At 62.3% G+C, this 14,626-nt stretch carries 12 protein-coding genes; 2 read left to right on the forward strand and 10 right to left on the reverse strand.

The features are described 5' to 3' along the window. Positions 1 to 6: 6 nt before the first annotated feature. Positions 7 to 939 carry a glycosyltransferase family 2 protein gene (locus AAG793_RS14135; RefSeq protein ID WP_341909240.1) on the forward strand — a complete coding sequence of 311 codons (933 nt, stop codon included), beginning with the start codon at positions 7 to 9 and terminating at the stop codon, positions 937 to 939. 3 nt (positions 940 to 942) lie between these two features. On the opposite strand, the gene AAG793_RS14140 is transcribed toward AAG793_RS14135, so the two are convergent. From AAG793_RS14140 to AAG793_RS14185, 10 genes are all read right to left on the reverse strand, one after another. Further along, entirely contained in the window at positions 943 to 1,821 is an 879-nt protein-coding gene (locus tag AAG793_RS14140) for a hypothetical protein (RefSeq protein WP_341909242.1), read from the reverse strand. Positions 1,822 to 1,875: 54 nt separating this feature from the next. Continuing rightward, positions 1,876 to 2,460 carry a class I SAM-dependent methyltransferase gene (locus tag AAG793_RS14145; RefSeq protein WP_341909243.1) on the reverse strand — a complete coding sequence of 195 codons (585 nt, stop codon included), beginning with the start codon at positions 2,458 to 2,460 and terminating at the stop codon, positions 1,876 to 1,878. A 12-nt stretch (positions 2,461 to 2,472) separates the two neighbouring features. Next, a complete protein-coding gene (locus AAG793_RS14150; protein ID WP_341909245.1) occupies positions 2,473 to 3,639 on the reverse strand; it encodes an ABC transporter ATP-binding protein in 1,167 nt (388 codons plus the stop codon). Then, positions 3,639 to 4,442: an ABC transporter permease gene (locus AAG793_RS14155; protein ID WP_341909247.1), complete on the reverse strand. Its 804-nt coding sequence runs from the start codon at positions 4,440 to 4,442 to the stop codon at positions 3,639 to 3,641. Before AAG793_RS14155 ends, AAG793_RS14150 begins: the two co-directional genes overlap by 1 nt. Continuing rightward, the gene (locus tag AAG793_RS14160) at positions 4,442 to 6,472 is read right to left on the reverse strand and encodes a hypothetical protein (RefSeq protein WP_341909248.1); all 2,031 of its coding nucleotides are present in this window, start codon (positions 6,470 to 6,472) and stop codon (positions 4,442 to 4,444) included. Before AAG793_RS14160 ends, AAG793_RS14155 begins: the two co-directional genes overlap by 1 nt. Before the next feature lie 20 nt (positions 6,473 to 6,492). Continuing rightward, positions 6,493 to 7,290: a methyltransferase domain-containing protein gene (locus tag AAG793_RS14165; protein ID WP_341909251.1), complete on the reverse strand. Its 798-nt coding sequence runs from the start codon at positions 7,288 to 7,290 to the stop codon at positions 6,493 to 6,495. Positions 7,291 to 7,364: 74 nt separating this feature from the next. Next, positions 7,365 to 8,129, reverse strand: coding sequence for a hypothetical protein (locus tag AAG793_RS14170; protein ID WP_341909253.1), 765 nt, complete (start codon positions 8,127 to 8,129; stop codon positions 7,365 to 7,367). A 27-nt stretch (positions 8,130 to 8,156) separates the two neighbouring features. Further along, positions 8,157 to 9,059, reverse strand: a complete 903-nt coding sequence (locus AAG793_RS14175; protein ID WP_341909255.1) for a glycosyltransferase — start codon at positions 9,057 to 9,059, stop codon at positions 8,157 to 8,159. A gap of 11 nt (positions 9,060 to 9,070) precedes the next feature. Continuing rightward, positions 9,071 to 11,416, reverse strand: a complete 2,346-nt coding sequence (locus AAG793_RS14180) for a hypothetical protein (RefSeq protein ID WP_341909258.1) — start codon at positions 11,414 to 11,416, stop codon at positions 9,071 to 9,073. Between the two features lie 116 nt (positions 11,417 to 11,532). Next, positions 11,533 to 12,813: a nucleotide sugar dehydrogenase gene (locus AAG793_RS14185; RefSeq protein WP_341909260.1), complete on the reverse strand. Its 1,281-nt coding sequence runs from the start codon at positions 12,811 to 12,813 to the stop codon at positions 11,533 to 11,535. 237 nt (positions 12,814 to 13,050) lie between these two features. On the opposite strand from AAG793_RS14185, the gene AAG793_RS14190 reads away from it, so the two are divergent. Continuing rightward, positions 13,051 to 14,598, forward strand: a complete 1,548-nt coding sequence (locus AAG793_RS14190) for a Wzy polymerase domain-containing protein (protein ID WP_341909262.1) — start codon at positions 13,051 to 13,053, stop codon at positions 14,596 to 14,598. The last annotated feature ends 28 nt before the right edge of the window (positions 14,599 to 14,626 follow it).

The following is a 14,626-nucleotide window of genomic DNA, read 5'->3' on the forward strand; positions in this document are numbered from 1 at the left end:
GACGGCATGAGTCTCGCCAGCCAAACCCCTCTGCGCTCGGCATCACGGGCGTCAACCCCCGGTGCTGCGAACGTGTGCGCGGTGGTGGTCACCTATTTCCCGGACGACAAGCTGGAAGCCCGACTCCGCGCCGTTCTTCCGCAGGTGGCCAGACTGGTGGTGGTGGACAACACCCCTGGCGAGGCGACGCAGCTTGGGCAGCGCATGGCTGCCTTGGGGGATAGCGTTCACTGCATCATCAACGGTACCAACCAGGGAGTGGCCACCGCACTCAATCAGGGGCTTGGGCATGCGCTCGGGCAGGGCCTGCCGTGGCTGCTGACGCTGGATCAGGACAGCTGTGCCCAGCCTGACATGGTGGCGGTTCTGGCTCGCGCCCTTGAAAGCAGCCAGCCACGCCCGGCAGTGATCGGCAGCAACTACATGGATCCGGTGAACCAGCGCCTGAAGATCAGCGTGGGGAACGAGGTGGTCGGTGTGGAGCAGAAGACAGTGATCACCTCGGGCAGTCTGGTTGACGCCGCGGTGGCGCGTGACATCGGCGGATTTCGCGACGACTATTTCATCGATCAGCTGGATCATGAGTTCTGTCTTCGCATGCGTGCTCACGGGTACCGTGTGGTCATCAGTGGCCCGCCGGCCATGGTGCACAGCGTGGGGCTGACCGGCGGTGCGCGGCTGCCGGTGCTGGGTACCTTGCCCAACCATGGACCGGTACGCAAGTACTACATCGCGCGCAATACGGTAACCACGGTAGCCTTGTACTGGAGACATGAGCCGGTATGGTGCGTGCGTCGGCTGGTCCGACTGTTTCTGGGTCTGGCCGAAATGGCCTTGCTTGAAGACCGGCGCTTGCTGAAGGTTCAGGCGTTCTTCTGGGGCCTGTGGGATGGTTGGCGTGGGCGCATGGGGCCTTGCCAGAGAGACCTGGTCGGCTGAGCGTCAGCGACCGAACCCCATCCTGCGCAGAACCCCCCGAATTGCCGCGCCGAGGGCCGCACTTCGGGATACCCAGGGACTGGCGGTGATGGCCTTTAACCGGCGATAGGGCGGCACAAAGTCGCGGTCCAACTGGTGAGCGCTGGGGGCCGTGATTCCATCTGGGCCCGCGTCGACTTCGACCAGTAGCGAAGGGCGTACATGGCCCTGCGTGATTTCCTTCTGGATATCCTCGCGCTGAATGAATCCTGCCGCTACCGCCTTCCGCAGGCGGGCCAGCCACAGGTGACCCAGAGGGTGCGCATGGAACACCCAGGGCTGCGTACTCATGTCCGTGTAATGGAGCAGGGCTGTCTGGCCGGGCTCAAAGTGTTCCAGTGAATTCCATTCGGCGCGAATGTCGCTGCGAATGCGCGGTGCCACGCGCATCTCGTACATCAGTCCGGCGTAGTCGAGCCTTCCGGCATCCAGATCGGCCACGATACGCTCGATATTCCAGTCCAGCGTTTCGCAGTTCAGCAGCATCACGCTGAACTGCCCGCGGCGACCTCGCTTGCCTTCCTGAACGGTTTGCAGGTCGCAGGCGGTCAAATCGCTACCCCACACTTCTGCGATGTCCCGAAACACCAGCATGTCGGCATCCAGGTAGATGGCCCTTCCGGTGAATCCGCACAGCTCCGGAATCAGAAAGCGCTGGAACGAGAAGGGCGTTCTCGGGCGGTTGGCCAGCGCTGCCGGCATGGGAATGGTGCGGCTGAAGCTGTCAATCGAGCGCAACTCCACTGGCACTGACGCCGTTTCCTGGAGCGAGAACTCCAGGACCCTGGCAGGCAGCCACTCGGAGGGCGTCGCGGCGATGAAGATTCTGATCGGTGTTTCCACGTGAGCTCGTCGTTACCGCTACTGGCCTGTCGTCAGAAAGTACTGCGGGCTTTGTCAGCTGGGCAGGTTGGAGAGGATGACCACCACATTCTCCTTTTTGCCCTTGCGGAACTCCGAGCGGGCGATTCGCATGTTTCCGCCCAGCGGGTGGGCGTGAAACAGCGCAAGCCACTGTTCGGGAGGCAGTATCGACAGGTGGCTGTGACCGTCGTCGTAGCAGGCAATCTTGTGAAAGTGAAAGCGCCCCGAGCCAAGCGTCTTGTCAATCACCCCTGGCAACAAAGCGCCGGGCAAATGCTCAAGGAAGTCTGCGGAGACGATCAGATCGTAGCGCTGGCTCAGCTCCAGCGTGGACACATCGGCCTGGATGAAAGCCACGTTGTGCCGCTCATGCAGCACCTTTTCAAGATGGGGTGACTTCGCCCAGTCCACACCGGTCACGGTGGCCCAGTGGTTTGCGGCGGCTTCGAGAAACCGCCCGTTGCCGCAACCCAGCTCCAGAACCGTGTCGGTGCGGCGCGTCACCCGCTGGAGTTGCTCCATTTCGGGCAGCAGCCAGTTATTGGCCAGGAAGGCGGGGTTGGTGTCGTGCAGGGTCTGGTAGTAGGCGGCCCCAATATGGTCTCGGCTGGAAGTCATGGAAGGCATTTTCTAGGCAAGATGCCACTTGGCCAGCGGCTGGAGACTGATGTTGTTGAGGTACTCCCCCGCCACCCTGAACGGAAAGGGCTCGCTGAGAAACTGCTGCTCGCCGCTCTCGCTGAAGCCCAGAACCAGCAGCTGGTAGCTTCCCGGACACAGGCACTGGGGTCCCAGTTGTACCTTGAAATTCTGGCATGGTTGCGCCTTCAGGCCGCTGCGTCGGGAGTTCCATTCCACCAGCGGCCCCGCGCCGGCCTGCTGCAGGATCACGGACAGGGTCAGCGGCGTCGCCACCTGGATGTCGCCTTCGACCCGCATGCGGTCTGCAAAGTGAACCGTATCACCTGCGACCAGCGGGCCTTGGTCGCCGTGAACCTGAAAGCGAACGAGATCCGATCTGAAGCTGACCGACTTGCTGTCCACTGGCGGCGCATGCTGCTGGTAAAGCGCAATCGCTTTCTGGGGATCACCCTGGAACTCAACCCGACCCTGCTGGAGGTACAAGGACTTGCTGGCCATGCGGCTCACCTGGTTCATGCTGTGGCTAACCATGATGACGGCACACTTCTGCCGCAGTTCGTCGATGCGGGCATAGCACTTCATCCGGAAGCCAAGGTCGCCGACCGCCAGAATTTCGTCGAGCACCAGCACGTCCGGCTCAATGCAGGACGAGGCTGCAAATCCCAGCCGCGACTTCATGCCCGAGCTGTAGAACTGCACCGGAGAGTCGAAAAAATCTCCAATGTCAGCGAACTCGCGAACCGCAGCCACATAGTTCTCCAGAGGCTTGCCGTTTTTACCGAGCAGACGACCGCGAATGGTCACGTTCTCGCGACCGGACATCCGTGGCGAGAACCCGGCACTCATCTCGATGATGTGGCCCACCTCGCCGCGAATGTCAATGCTTCCGCGGTCGGGTCGGAGATTGCCGGTCAGGCATTTGAGCAGCGTGCTCTTACCCGCGCCGTTGTGACCCAGTACCGCGAGGACCTCGCCGCGGCGCACGGTCGCGTGGATGTCCTGCAGCGCCCAGAACTCCTGGCTGCGAAGCTCAGGGGTTTGGCGCCCGAGGCCGAACGATCCAAGCAGCAACTGCTGGCTGGCATAGCGGAACGACTTCTTCAGGTCGCCGGAATACTTCTTCCAGAGGCTGCGCACGTCGACAAGGTGGTCCATCAGTCGCCAATCCTTTCCAGAAGGACGGGCACCTGCCAGCGCAGCTGCAACGCAGACCAGACCATGACCGCCAGCCCCAGCAGTGACCAGCTGGCAAGCGACAACAACGGAACCGATGCCGGCAGGCTCTGCAAGCCAGCGTTGACCGACGCAAAAGGCGCTGACAGCGGGTTCATCAGGTGCACCCAATACAGAACCCGCTGCGGGTCTGTGACCTGCGCGTAAAAAATCGGGGTCACGAGAATCAGCGGTAGGGCCAGGGACTGCAGGGCTTTGCGGATGTCCGGATAGAGCGCCGACCACGGCGCGAGAAACAGGCCCAATCCGTAGGCCGTGATCTGCAGTGCCACCAGACCAGCGGCCATTGCCAGCCATGATGCCGGTTGCGCAGGCAACGCGTGGCCGAGCAGGAGCAGTACCACCAGAATCAGCACCATCCGGATACCGAGGCTGACCAGGCCCTCCAGTGCAACGGCAAAGATGAATGGCGCCGGGCCCATGCTCAGGCCCCGCATCAGCGCGCGGTTGCGCCCGACGACGTCTGCCATGTCCTGCACCAGTGCCAGCCAGAACTGCACCAGCATGACACCGCAGAATGCGGCGACGAGTTCCCAGCGCGGGTTACCATCTGAAGCGGTCGCATCGGCCATGAATTCTCGCTTGAGATAGACGAAGCCGACGGCGTACAGCGCAGGCACCAGAAATGTCCAGCCGTAACCCAAGGCGTGGTCGCGGATCTGGATGCCGATGTTGCGTTGGGCGAGCACCCAGCCAGCGCTTGCATGCGTTCGCAGGCTGTCCATCATGTGCCGCCCCTGTGGCCTTGTTGTATTTTCGACCTGATCTGGTTGGCCAGGGCCATCAGCTGCCGGGAGGCCTGCTCAGGCCTCGACATGTCGATGGCGTAGTCGTCCAGAAACCAGTTGACGAAATGGCGGTACTTCTTTTCAAGCGCTGTGCGCTCGCTTTGGAGGCAGTGGTCCCACGCAGTATCCAGCAGATCTGTTGTGGCATGGAAAGTGACACAGTCGTACTCCGCGCGGCCGAAGGTGACCACCGGCTTGCAGTGCAGAAGCGCTTCGAAGCCGACGCCGCTGTTGATGGTGTACACCGCCGTCGCGCGGCCCAGCAGGTCGTTGATATTGGCCTCGCTCCAGAACACCGATTGGTGGTCCACAAAAGTCTCGAACTGGCGCATGGCTTTTTTGTTGGCCGGGTGCGGCTTCATCACCAGCGCGACCTTGTTCGCGCGGGCCCAGTTGACTACCGCCTGAACCATGTCGATCTCCTCGATCGGAGAAAAATAGCGGATCGACTGGTCATGCGGGATCTGCAGCGGCAGAAATATGAAAGGGCGGCACTGCGCGACCCCTTGTGCATCCGGCGCGAACGGCAGTTCGCCACTGGCGAGAAGGTCGGCGCTGGAGCGCTGTGGCGACTGGCTGAACTTGCTGGCCCATCCTCCACCCAGTAACCTGTGGCGATAGGTGTCGAAAGTGTCGCTGGCCGATTTGGCTTCCCCGAGCCTCACAGGGTAGATGCTGGAGGCGGCGCTCCATCCTTTCGGGTCCACCGTGAAGACCCAGCGAAAGTACTCCTGCATGTAGAAGTACACCGGGGTCTTGCCGGAGGCCGGCCAATCCAGATGGCAGCGGTGCGGAATGAGTGCAAGGTCTGCATTGCAGGCGTCCACCCTGGCTGGATCAATCTCGTCCGCGGGAATCTCGAGGACCTCTACCGCAAGGCCCTGCGTCTCCAGTGCATGGGCCATCCGGATTGCGAACTCCTTCCAGCGCAGGCGCAAGCCCAGCGTGTCCTCCGCAAGGGCGGGTGGAACGCCTGGCGTCCTGGCCCGCTTCCAGGGCAGATCCAGTCGCGGCACGAACAGTGCCACTTGGGCCGGGCGGGGGGCGGCGCGCGCAATGCGCTGGAGAAGCCACTTCGAGGCCATCAGTGCCGAGCCACTGCCACTGAGCCCGCAAAGGAGTTGCTGCGCCGCATGATGCTGAGCGGCCTCATCGCCCAGCAGCAGGGACAAGACCAGAAACCGCACGTCGCTGTCCTTGCGTTTTCCCTTGGCTGACCAGACGATCGAGTCCTCGCTGAAATTCCAGTCAAGGTACTTTCGCTTCAGATTGAAGAAGCGGACGGACTTGGCATGGAGGCGCATCTGCCGATAAAAAACCAGCTGATCGGTGAACCAGTCCATGTGGCCTTCGGCCATCATGCTGGCGATCTCGGTCCCCAGTCCCTGTGTGAACTTCTGCACTTCAGCGCTCGAACGGAGCCAGACGGCTCCAGCGGCCACCGCCACATGTTCCCGCGCCGGGTTGTCGGTGTCCCGAAGATCGATCACGACGTCCGCATCGGCCTTGTCGGTGAAATCACCGTCGATGGGGTTGACCACCAGCGAGTCGGCATCGAGGCACAGCACTGCGCCTGCCCCGGTATCGGCCAGCACGGCCGGCAACTGCAGGAAGCGGCTGCAAGCGTAGTAAGTGCGCTGCTGATCGACCGGCCAGCCGGTCAGTTCGATCGACTCGGAAGAAACACCCAGTCGCGTGAATTCAAGCGAGGCAGCCAGTGCGGTGACCTCTGAGCAAAGCGCCTCAGAGGGATTGACCAGATGCAGCAGAAAAGCCTGCCCGGGAGAAAAAAGGTCAACACTTCTGATGAGTGCTTTGGCGTATTTGAAGTACGCCGCGTCGCAGGCGGCGAAGAGCAGCAGCTCGCCCTTGTTAACCTGGAGTGGAACCAGGCCATTCGTCAGTCGCCCGGTTTGTTGCGCCACGCGATGCACGCCTTTTCTTGCAAACGGATTTGGAAAATGCATGGCGTGGGTAATCCGCGTGCCTAGACCGGTGGGTGGGTGCGATTGGCGTAGATCAGCACCCGGTGCCCATTGCGCTCCTCGCGCAACTGCGCCACGTCAATATCGGTGAATCCCGAGCTCTGAAGCAACGACTTCAGCGTGTCCAGTGTCAGCCACTTGGCGTGGTCAAACATGCCGGCAAAGAAATCGCCTCGACCGCCTTCGCGGTAGTGCTTGTAGGGATAGCTCACACCATCGACCACGTAATGCCTGTCAGCTTCCTGTGGCGTTGCATAGTGTGTGTCCAGCAGGATGGACTGGCGCGTCAGCGGTAGCAGACGCTTGAGGTGGATGACCGGATCGGCCAGGTGATAAAGAACCCCGATGTGAATGGTGACATCTGTCGCGACCAACTGGGCCAGGTCGGCGGGCTGTTCGACGTCGCACTTGAAGACCTGCGGATTGAACCCGAACGCTGCCGACCGGACCAGAGTTTTGGCCACGTTCTCGATACGCGAATCAATGGCGGTCACATGGGCGCCGTAGCCTGCCAGGGCAACAGTGTGGATGCCTTCAAAACAACCGATTTCGAGAACCGACAGGTCCTGAAGTGGAAGGCGGCGATCCAGTTCGGTGATTCGCCGATCCGGAATGGTCTGGGGCTTTCCCCTTTTGGTGAGCGAGGCGGCCTTGCCGAACTTGCGTCCCTGGCTGTCCAGCGTGAAGCATCGCCATGGCAACAGCCTGTTCAGTCGGCGCAGGTCCTCCGCATCCAGGTTGTCGACATGGGGTGTCGGGGTGTGACCCGATACATCGGTGGAGAAGGGAAATTCACGCATCAAGAGGTGTGCCGGTCAGTTGGCCAAATTCTAAGGCGCAGGTCAGCGGTCGCCCCGCGTCGTACCCGCTCATGTCACACATGTTGCCACCGGCCATCCGGTAGCTGCGCCCAGTCGGCATGCCCGAAGCAGGCAAACGGCTGCCCGGCCAGCTGAACCGCCCGCAGTCCGATGGCTTGCACCTGCTTGGTGGCGGCAATTTCGGCCGCGATGCATTCGCCATAGTTGGCACCGTGCAGGAAGCCGTTGATGGCCAGCAGGGTCTCACGGCGAGCAAACCAGCTCAGTGCCCGCAAGTGGCCGCCCCCATCGCCCGGATTCACGCCGTGCCGCTGCATGAAATCAAGGTAGAGATCGACGCGATTGGCGGGTCGGTTGTTGATCAGATGCTCGCGCAGCGCGTGTTTCGCCACTGACTTCCGCATGACGTGCCAGGGCCTGTCCCAACCCGAGTTCCAGCTCTCTCCCACCAGGCCAATCGACGGATCGGCTGCGGCCTTGACGAATGCGTTCAGCCAGTCGGTCGCTTTGAGTATGCAGTCATCCTGCAGGAACAGGTAGCCGTCATAGGCCTTGAGGGTACGCCAGCCGAAATCCCACGCGCCGATGTTCATCCCTGTATTGGGTCGTTCGAGTACGACATCTGCCAGCCGATGCACCTGATCAGTCCAGTCAACCAGCGCGGCTCCGGCACCGTTGTCCCGGTTGATGACCAGCGCCACGTCAAACTCTGCGCCCGCGGGTGTGCCGCGCACAGCGGTCAGCAACCGGACCAGTGGTACGGTCGGACGGGGCGCATAGAACGAGACCACCACGAGATGGCGACGGGTGCTTGTCATTGCCGGCTGCCAGTGGTGTGCGGCGCGTTAATGGTGACGCTCCCCATGCTGCGCGATCAGTCGCTCACGTTCCCGCTTGGCCTGGTACACCGCCTTGTGGGCGACAAAACCTGAGGCTGCATCGGTGATGCGATTGCATGCATCCAGCGCGCGATGCAACATGCAGGGCAGCTTGTGCCGGTAACGGATGTCGCGCAGCAGGGAGGGCCTGAAAAAACCGAGCTCGACCTCTTTGGCCAGATCGGCCATCGCGAGGCTGCCATCGGTCAGCATCTGCCGGACTTCCTCCAGCCAGAAATGCCCCAGCGGGTGACCTGAAAATGCCCAGGGCTGGGTGTACATGTCGGTGTAGTGAAGAAGGCGTGTGGCAGCGTCGTGGTGTTCCAGGCTGTTCCACTCAAAAGGCACTACGGTACCGATGTCGGGGGTGCCCAGAATGCACATCTCATAGACCAGCTGCTCGTAGTTGTACAAACCTGCATCCATGTCGGCAACGATCTTTTCAATCGACCAGTCCAGACGGGCACAGTCCAGAACCATCACCGCCGATTGAATCATGCGCTTGGGGGGTGCGCCCGGTTTCTGCGTCGTCTGGTCATTGAATTTGACTTCCTTTTGCACCAGCACCCTGGCGTCACCCATGGGCAGGTGCCACAGTTCGAGAATGTCGCCGAAAACCAGCATGTCGGCATCGAGGTAAATGGCCTTGCCCTGATAGCCCGCCAACGCGGGAATGCAGAACCGGCTGAACGAAAACCCGGTTCGCTGACGATTGCGCGGGTCCCGGGGCTGCGGTACGGGCAGATCCAGCATGGGAATGACTTCCACATGCGCGGCGGTATGTCGCCGGATCGAGTGAGCCAATACCGGGACGGCCAGCGCCTGGGAGCGGTCAGCGCCGACAAAAACCCGCACGGTTTCCTGGTTCATGGGGGGGAGGGTCACAGCTGGCGATAGCCCGCGTGGGTATGTTGTGCGGTGAAGCGCTCGAGCATGGCGCTCACCATACGAAAATCAGCGCCATCCGGCAAGACGGTCCGCTGGCAGAAGGCATTTGACAACGCTTCAAGCGCCGCGCGACGGTCTTGCGCGAGGCTGGCGGTCACGAAGCCCGTCCAGTCGTCGGCACCCCGCAACAGGGTCAGCGGCCGATACTGATCGAGAGTGAGTCCTTCGGCAAAAAGAGCCACCGGCAGGCCGTGGCGTGCCGCGTCCAGCGCCACCGTCGATGGGGTGGTGATGACCGCTGCACATCGCCAGAACAGACCTGAGGCCGTGATGGATTCCCACTCGGGCAATCGGGGATCGGCGATCAGGATGTTGGGCTGATCGGGCAAGTCGCCCTGGAAGCGACGCGTCAACCAGAGTCCTGCATTGTGTGGCTTCACCAAAAACAGGACGCCCGGATGTCGCCGTGCAAGTGCATTGACATGGTGAATAAAAGCCTGGCGCTGGGTATCTGAATAACGCTTCCAGTGAAGATTTTCAAAAACCCCGATCACCGTCTGCCCGGGCGGTACCGTGTCCGGGAGCGCGGCCGGCTTGCCCTGTGCCGGCTTGGGGCAGCCCACCGGCAGGCATTTGGCCCGGGTGGATGCGGGAATCGCGGGGTGCAGTGTTTCCCTGTCGCCCCAGATGAATACATGGCGCGCCTCAAAGCGGACCTTCCGGATGGGCTGGATCGCATCGTCGTAAGTCAAGCCCACATTCTCGAAGCCATGCTGCATGGTCCAGGTCGGCAATCCGACGCGGTTGGCCATCCGGGTGAGTTGATGGTTGAATGCGTGCGGCCGCAGGTTACTCTCCGAGAAGGTCAGCAGCGCCTCGGCGGCAGGCGGGAAACGGAACGACCTGTCGAGCAGCGTCATGTGCACGAAGAGGTGCTGATCACAGTAGCGCGCCAGCAGCGCGGCGATATCGGCTCGTGCCGAGCGAACCCTATCATCACAAAGTACGAGTACGGATATGCCCATCTGCCGCGCTGCGCTGAGAATGGGAATGGTCAGGTCGATGTCCATGATCAGCTGCAATGCCACCACGAGCCGCACGCCCGGGGACCACGCTGTCATCGGGTCTCGGGTGTCCCGGGATTGCCGCGCGGATTCAAGCACCTCCAGCCATCGCGAGGCAATGTTGCTGACGCTGAAATGGCGCTGGATGAGCGCCTGGCCCTGCGCGACATCCTGCCGGGCGCGGGCCGCATCCGACAGATAAAGGCGCATACCCTCCACGAAGGCGCCGTCGTAGATGCTTCCGGACAGGTCGGCAAGTGCTGGTGTCGGTGTTGCCACCACCGGCCTGCCCGCTTGCAGCGCCAGCACTGTCCGGTTGGCAGATTTGCACACGCTGAATGCATCCAGTGAGTTGGGGATAACCACCACTGCAGCCGTTTGCAGCTGCGCCGCCATGGCGGCCTCGCTCCATTCGACGTAGCGGCTCCTTATCTTCATGGGCCGGATGTGTTGGTCGTACTTGTCGCGATGGTTGGAGACCACGACGAGCTCGACATCAAACTCACGGGCAACCTGCTCCAGATCGGACTGAATCAGCAACAGATCGAGCATGCCGAAGCGTGCATGTTCTGCACCGTGAATTCCGAACCACAGGATCTGGCGCGGGGCTGCTGCAGCCGGAGTGTCCATGCGGGATGATGGAGCTGTCCTGGCTGGCTGTGCCCCCCCGCGCCGCAGGACTGGTGACTGCAACCGTTTGAACCCGGCTGATCCGATGGCGCGGGGAATCTCCTGCCAGACGGCACGCTTCAGCTTCTTCTGGAAGGGCTCCCACAGCAGCCAGCCAAAGTCCTGCGCACGATGGACCGAGCGCCGGGCGCGCCGGAAAAGCGCGCGGAGCGAAAGGCGGTGCTGCTGTCGCTGCGCCTCGGCAAGCCTCACGGCCACCCCTGATCGCTGTTGCTCGTCCTCAATACCGTCCGGGATGACCAGCACGCTCGGCGGGTTCGCGACGTGCTGACGTACCAGCTCGGCCAGTGGAGCTGTTGAGACGACCACGGCGCAGGCCGACTGCGCGATGGCTGCAAACACGTCTCCCGGCAGAGGAGCCAGTGCCGCTGTGGACTGACCGTAGCCACTTGCGAAGATGTTGTCGCACAGGTCAAGGACCAGCGGAACACGCCGCCTTGCAGCCCTTTGCGCGAGCTCAAAGTCCTGGACTGCAAGTCCTTTCACGATGACCAGAACGTCCAGATCATCCAGATTGACGGAGTACGGGTCTGAAAAGATCCGGCATTCCACCTGGTCGGCTTCCAGCCCCAAAGTCGGCAGCACGGCCCGATACCGCACACTGGCCACTCGGTGGGCAAGTGTGGCTACTTTCCAACCCACCACCAAGCGGCGCCCACCGGGATCCAGAGATTCTTGACGCGTCAATTTCGGGGCACCGTCTACAGGCGCCAGAGGTTGACGCCCGGCAAGGCCGAAGCCACGGCAGCAAACCGGGCCTTCACATCAATGAAGCACCCCCCTTGCTTGAGCAGATTGGTATAGGCCGAAGCGGGCTTTGAGAGGAGGGTGTCATGTTCCACCGAGACCACCAGCGCATCTGCGACGGGTAGCGCATCCCACGCGAGAAGGTCCAGACCATACTCGTGGCTGGCATCTTCTGCATCTGCAACCGGATCGTGCACAAACACCTGCAGGCCATAGGATCGCAGCTCCACAATCAGGTCCCACGCCTTCGAGTTCCGGAGGTCGGGCACGTTCTCCTTGAAGGTGATGCCCAGCACATTCACCTTGGCGCCCTTGATCGGGCTCCCCGTCTGGATCAACTGCTTGACCGTCTGCTCGGCAATGAACTTGCCCATGTGGTCATTGATGCGCCGGCCCGCCAGAATGACCTCGGGGTGGTATCCCAGCATCTGGGCCTTGTAGGTCAGGTAGTACGGGTCCACGCCGATGCAGTGCCCGCCGACCAGACCGGGGCGAAAGGGCAGGAAGTTCCATTTAGTGCCTGCCGCTTCCAGCACCTCCAGGGTGTCGATGTCCATCATGTTGAAGATGACAGCCAGTTCGTTCATCAGCGCGATATTCAGGTCACGCTGGGTGTTTTCAATCACCTTGGCGGCTTCCGCCACCTTGAGTGAGGAGACGCGGTGAATGCCGGCCGCAACGACCTGTTCATAAAGCGATGCCACACGCTCCAGTGTGGCGGGGCTGTCCCCAGCGACGACCTTGACGGTGCTCGACAGGGTGTGCTGCCGGTCGCCCGGGTTGATTCGCTCAGGCGAATAGGCCACATGAAAATCGCGTTTCCATGTCAGGCCCGACACACGCTCCAGTACCGGGATGCACACCTCCTCGGTCGCTCCGGGATAAACCGTGGATTCATACACCACCGTGGCACCGCGCTTGAGATGTTTGCCGACGTCTTCGCTGGCGCGGATCAACGGCTGCAGATCTGGCTTGCGGGCGCTGTCGATGGGTGTGGGAACAGCAATGATGAATACATCGGCGCCAGCCAGCCGGGTCGCGTTGTCCGTGAAAGTGAGGTGTGTTGCCGTGCGCAGGTCCTCGCCCGAGACAGTTCCGCCCGGATCCACACCGCGCCCATAGCTCTGGATCTTTTGCGACGACAGGTCGTAACCGACGGTGGGCATCAGCCTGCCAAACGCAACGGCCAGTGGAAGCCCGACGTAGCCGAGCCCGACGATGGCGACTACTTCCATGGCGTGGCTGGCCTGCTCATCGGGTGTGGTCGTTTTTTCTGCATGGTCGGTTGATTCCGCGCGCCTCGGATGGAGAGGGGCGTCGCCATGCTACCGCATGCAGGGCGGGTGAGGCCATCTTCCCTGCCCGGAGTGTGCTGCTAGCATGCCAACCCATGGCGACCCGGTGACGCCGCAACTGACCTGGCCCTGAGCCAGAAGAGTCAATCACCTCGATCACAAGTCCGCCTTTCATCCATGCAGTCACTCGCCGTTTTTACCCTGATCGTGCTGCCGTGGATGAATCCGTTCGCTCCAGGCCCCAGTCCTGCCACCCTTCCCCTGCTGTTTTCGCTGGGCTGTGCCACCCTGCTGGCGGCTTGCCTCTGGTGTGGCCCACGGCAATTTTTGCAGACACGTCTGGCAGAGGTGACCGCATGGGCGTGGCTGGCGGCGGGACTGCTCAGCAGCGGGGTGGGTCTGCTCCAGTATTTCGGCATCGCGGACCTGTTCAGCCCATGGATCAGCCAGACACGCCCTGGCGAAGCCTTTGCCAACCTGCGTCAACGCAACCAGTTTGCCAGCCTCTGCAACATGGCCCTGGTCGGGCTGCTTTTTCTTGCCTGGCGGGCTGGTGCGTCCGGTGCGGGGCTACGGCAACCGCCGGGCCGGTGGCCATGGTTGTGGCCGTTGCTGGCCCTGGTTCTGGCCGCCGGCAATGCCGCGTCCGCATCCCGCACTGGAACGCTTCAGCTTCTTCTGGTGTGCGGCCTGTTTTGGTGGTGGGGTGGGTGGCAGCAGCCACGCAGCCGGTGGGTGATGGTCGCCGCGGTGATGGGCTATGTGGCTGCGTCCTTCTTGCTGCCGTGGCTGGCGGGACTGGACCCCTTCAACAACGGGGCTGCGGCCCGCTTCCGTGCGGGCGACGCCGTGTGCGTGAGCCGCTTGACCCTGTGGTCCAACGTCCTGCACCTGATCAGTCTGCGGCCATTGTTCGGGTGGGGCTGGGGCGAGCTGGACTATGCGCACTACATGGTGTTGTACGCTGAGCCACGGTTTTGCGAAATCTTGGGCAATGCGCACAACCTGCCGCTTCACCTCGCCGTTGAGCTGGGTATTCCGGTGGCGATGGTGGTCTGCGGGGCTTGCAGCTGTCTCGTGGTGCGCGCCCGCCCCTGGCGGGAAACCTGCCCGGCCCGCCAGATGGCCTGGGGCGTGCTGGCGGTGTTGGCGCTGCACAGCCTGCTCGAATACCCGCTCTGGTATGGACCGTTCCAGATGACCGTGGGGCTCTGTGTGCTGCTGCTGTGGCGATCCAGTCCAGGCCCTGCGTCGCTTTCGCCAGACTCACCAGACTCGTCAGACCCGCCCGTGTCGCCACAGGTCTTGCTGTTCTCGGGCGTCGCTTCGGCGGCCGTGTTGACTGCGTTGGTGCTGGCTGCCCTGGACTATCGCCGCGTCCGCCAGATTTACCTGCCGGAGCAGCAACGCGACGCGGCGTATCAAACCGATACCGTGAACAGGATCCGTGACACCCGGCTGTTCATGGACCAGGTGCGTTTTGCCGAGCTGAGCATCACGCCCTTGGCGCCGGACAATGCCCGCTGGACATTTGATACCGCCCAAGCCCTGCTGCATTTTTCGCCGGAGCCCCGCGTGATCGAAAAGCTCATCGAAAGCGCCGTCATGCTGGGGCGCGATGACGAGGCGCTGATGCATCTGGCGCGTTACCGGGCTGCGTTCCCGCAAGACTACGCCCGCTGGCAACGCACAGTGGCCATGCCGGCGGCGCAGCCACCGCAGTAGGGCCGACAGGGCTGCCCTTCCCTTCCCT

Origin of the sequence: Polaromonas sp. YR568, from assembly GCF_943372955.1 — a bacterium.
Lineage (GTDB): Bacteria > Pseudomonadota > Gammaproteobacteria > Burkholderiales > Burkholderiaceae_C > Polaromonas.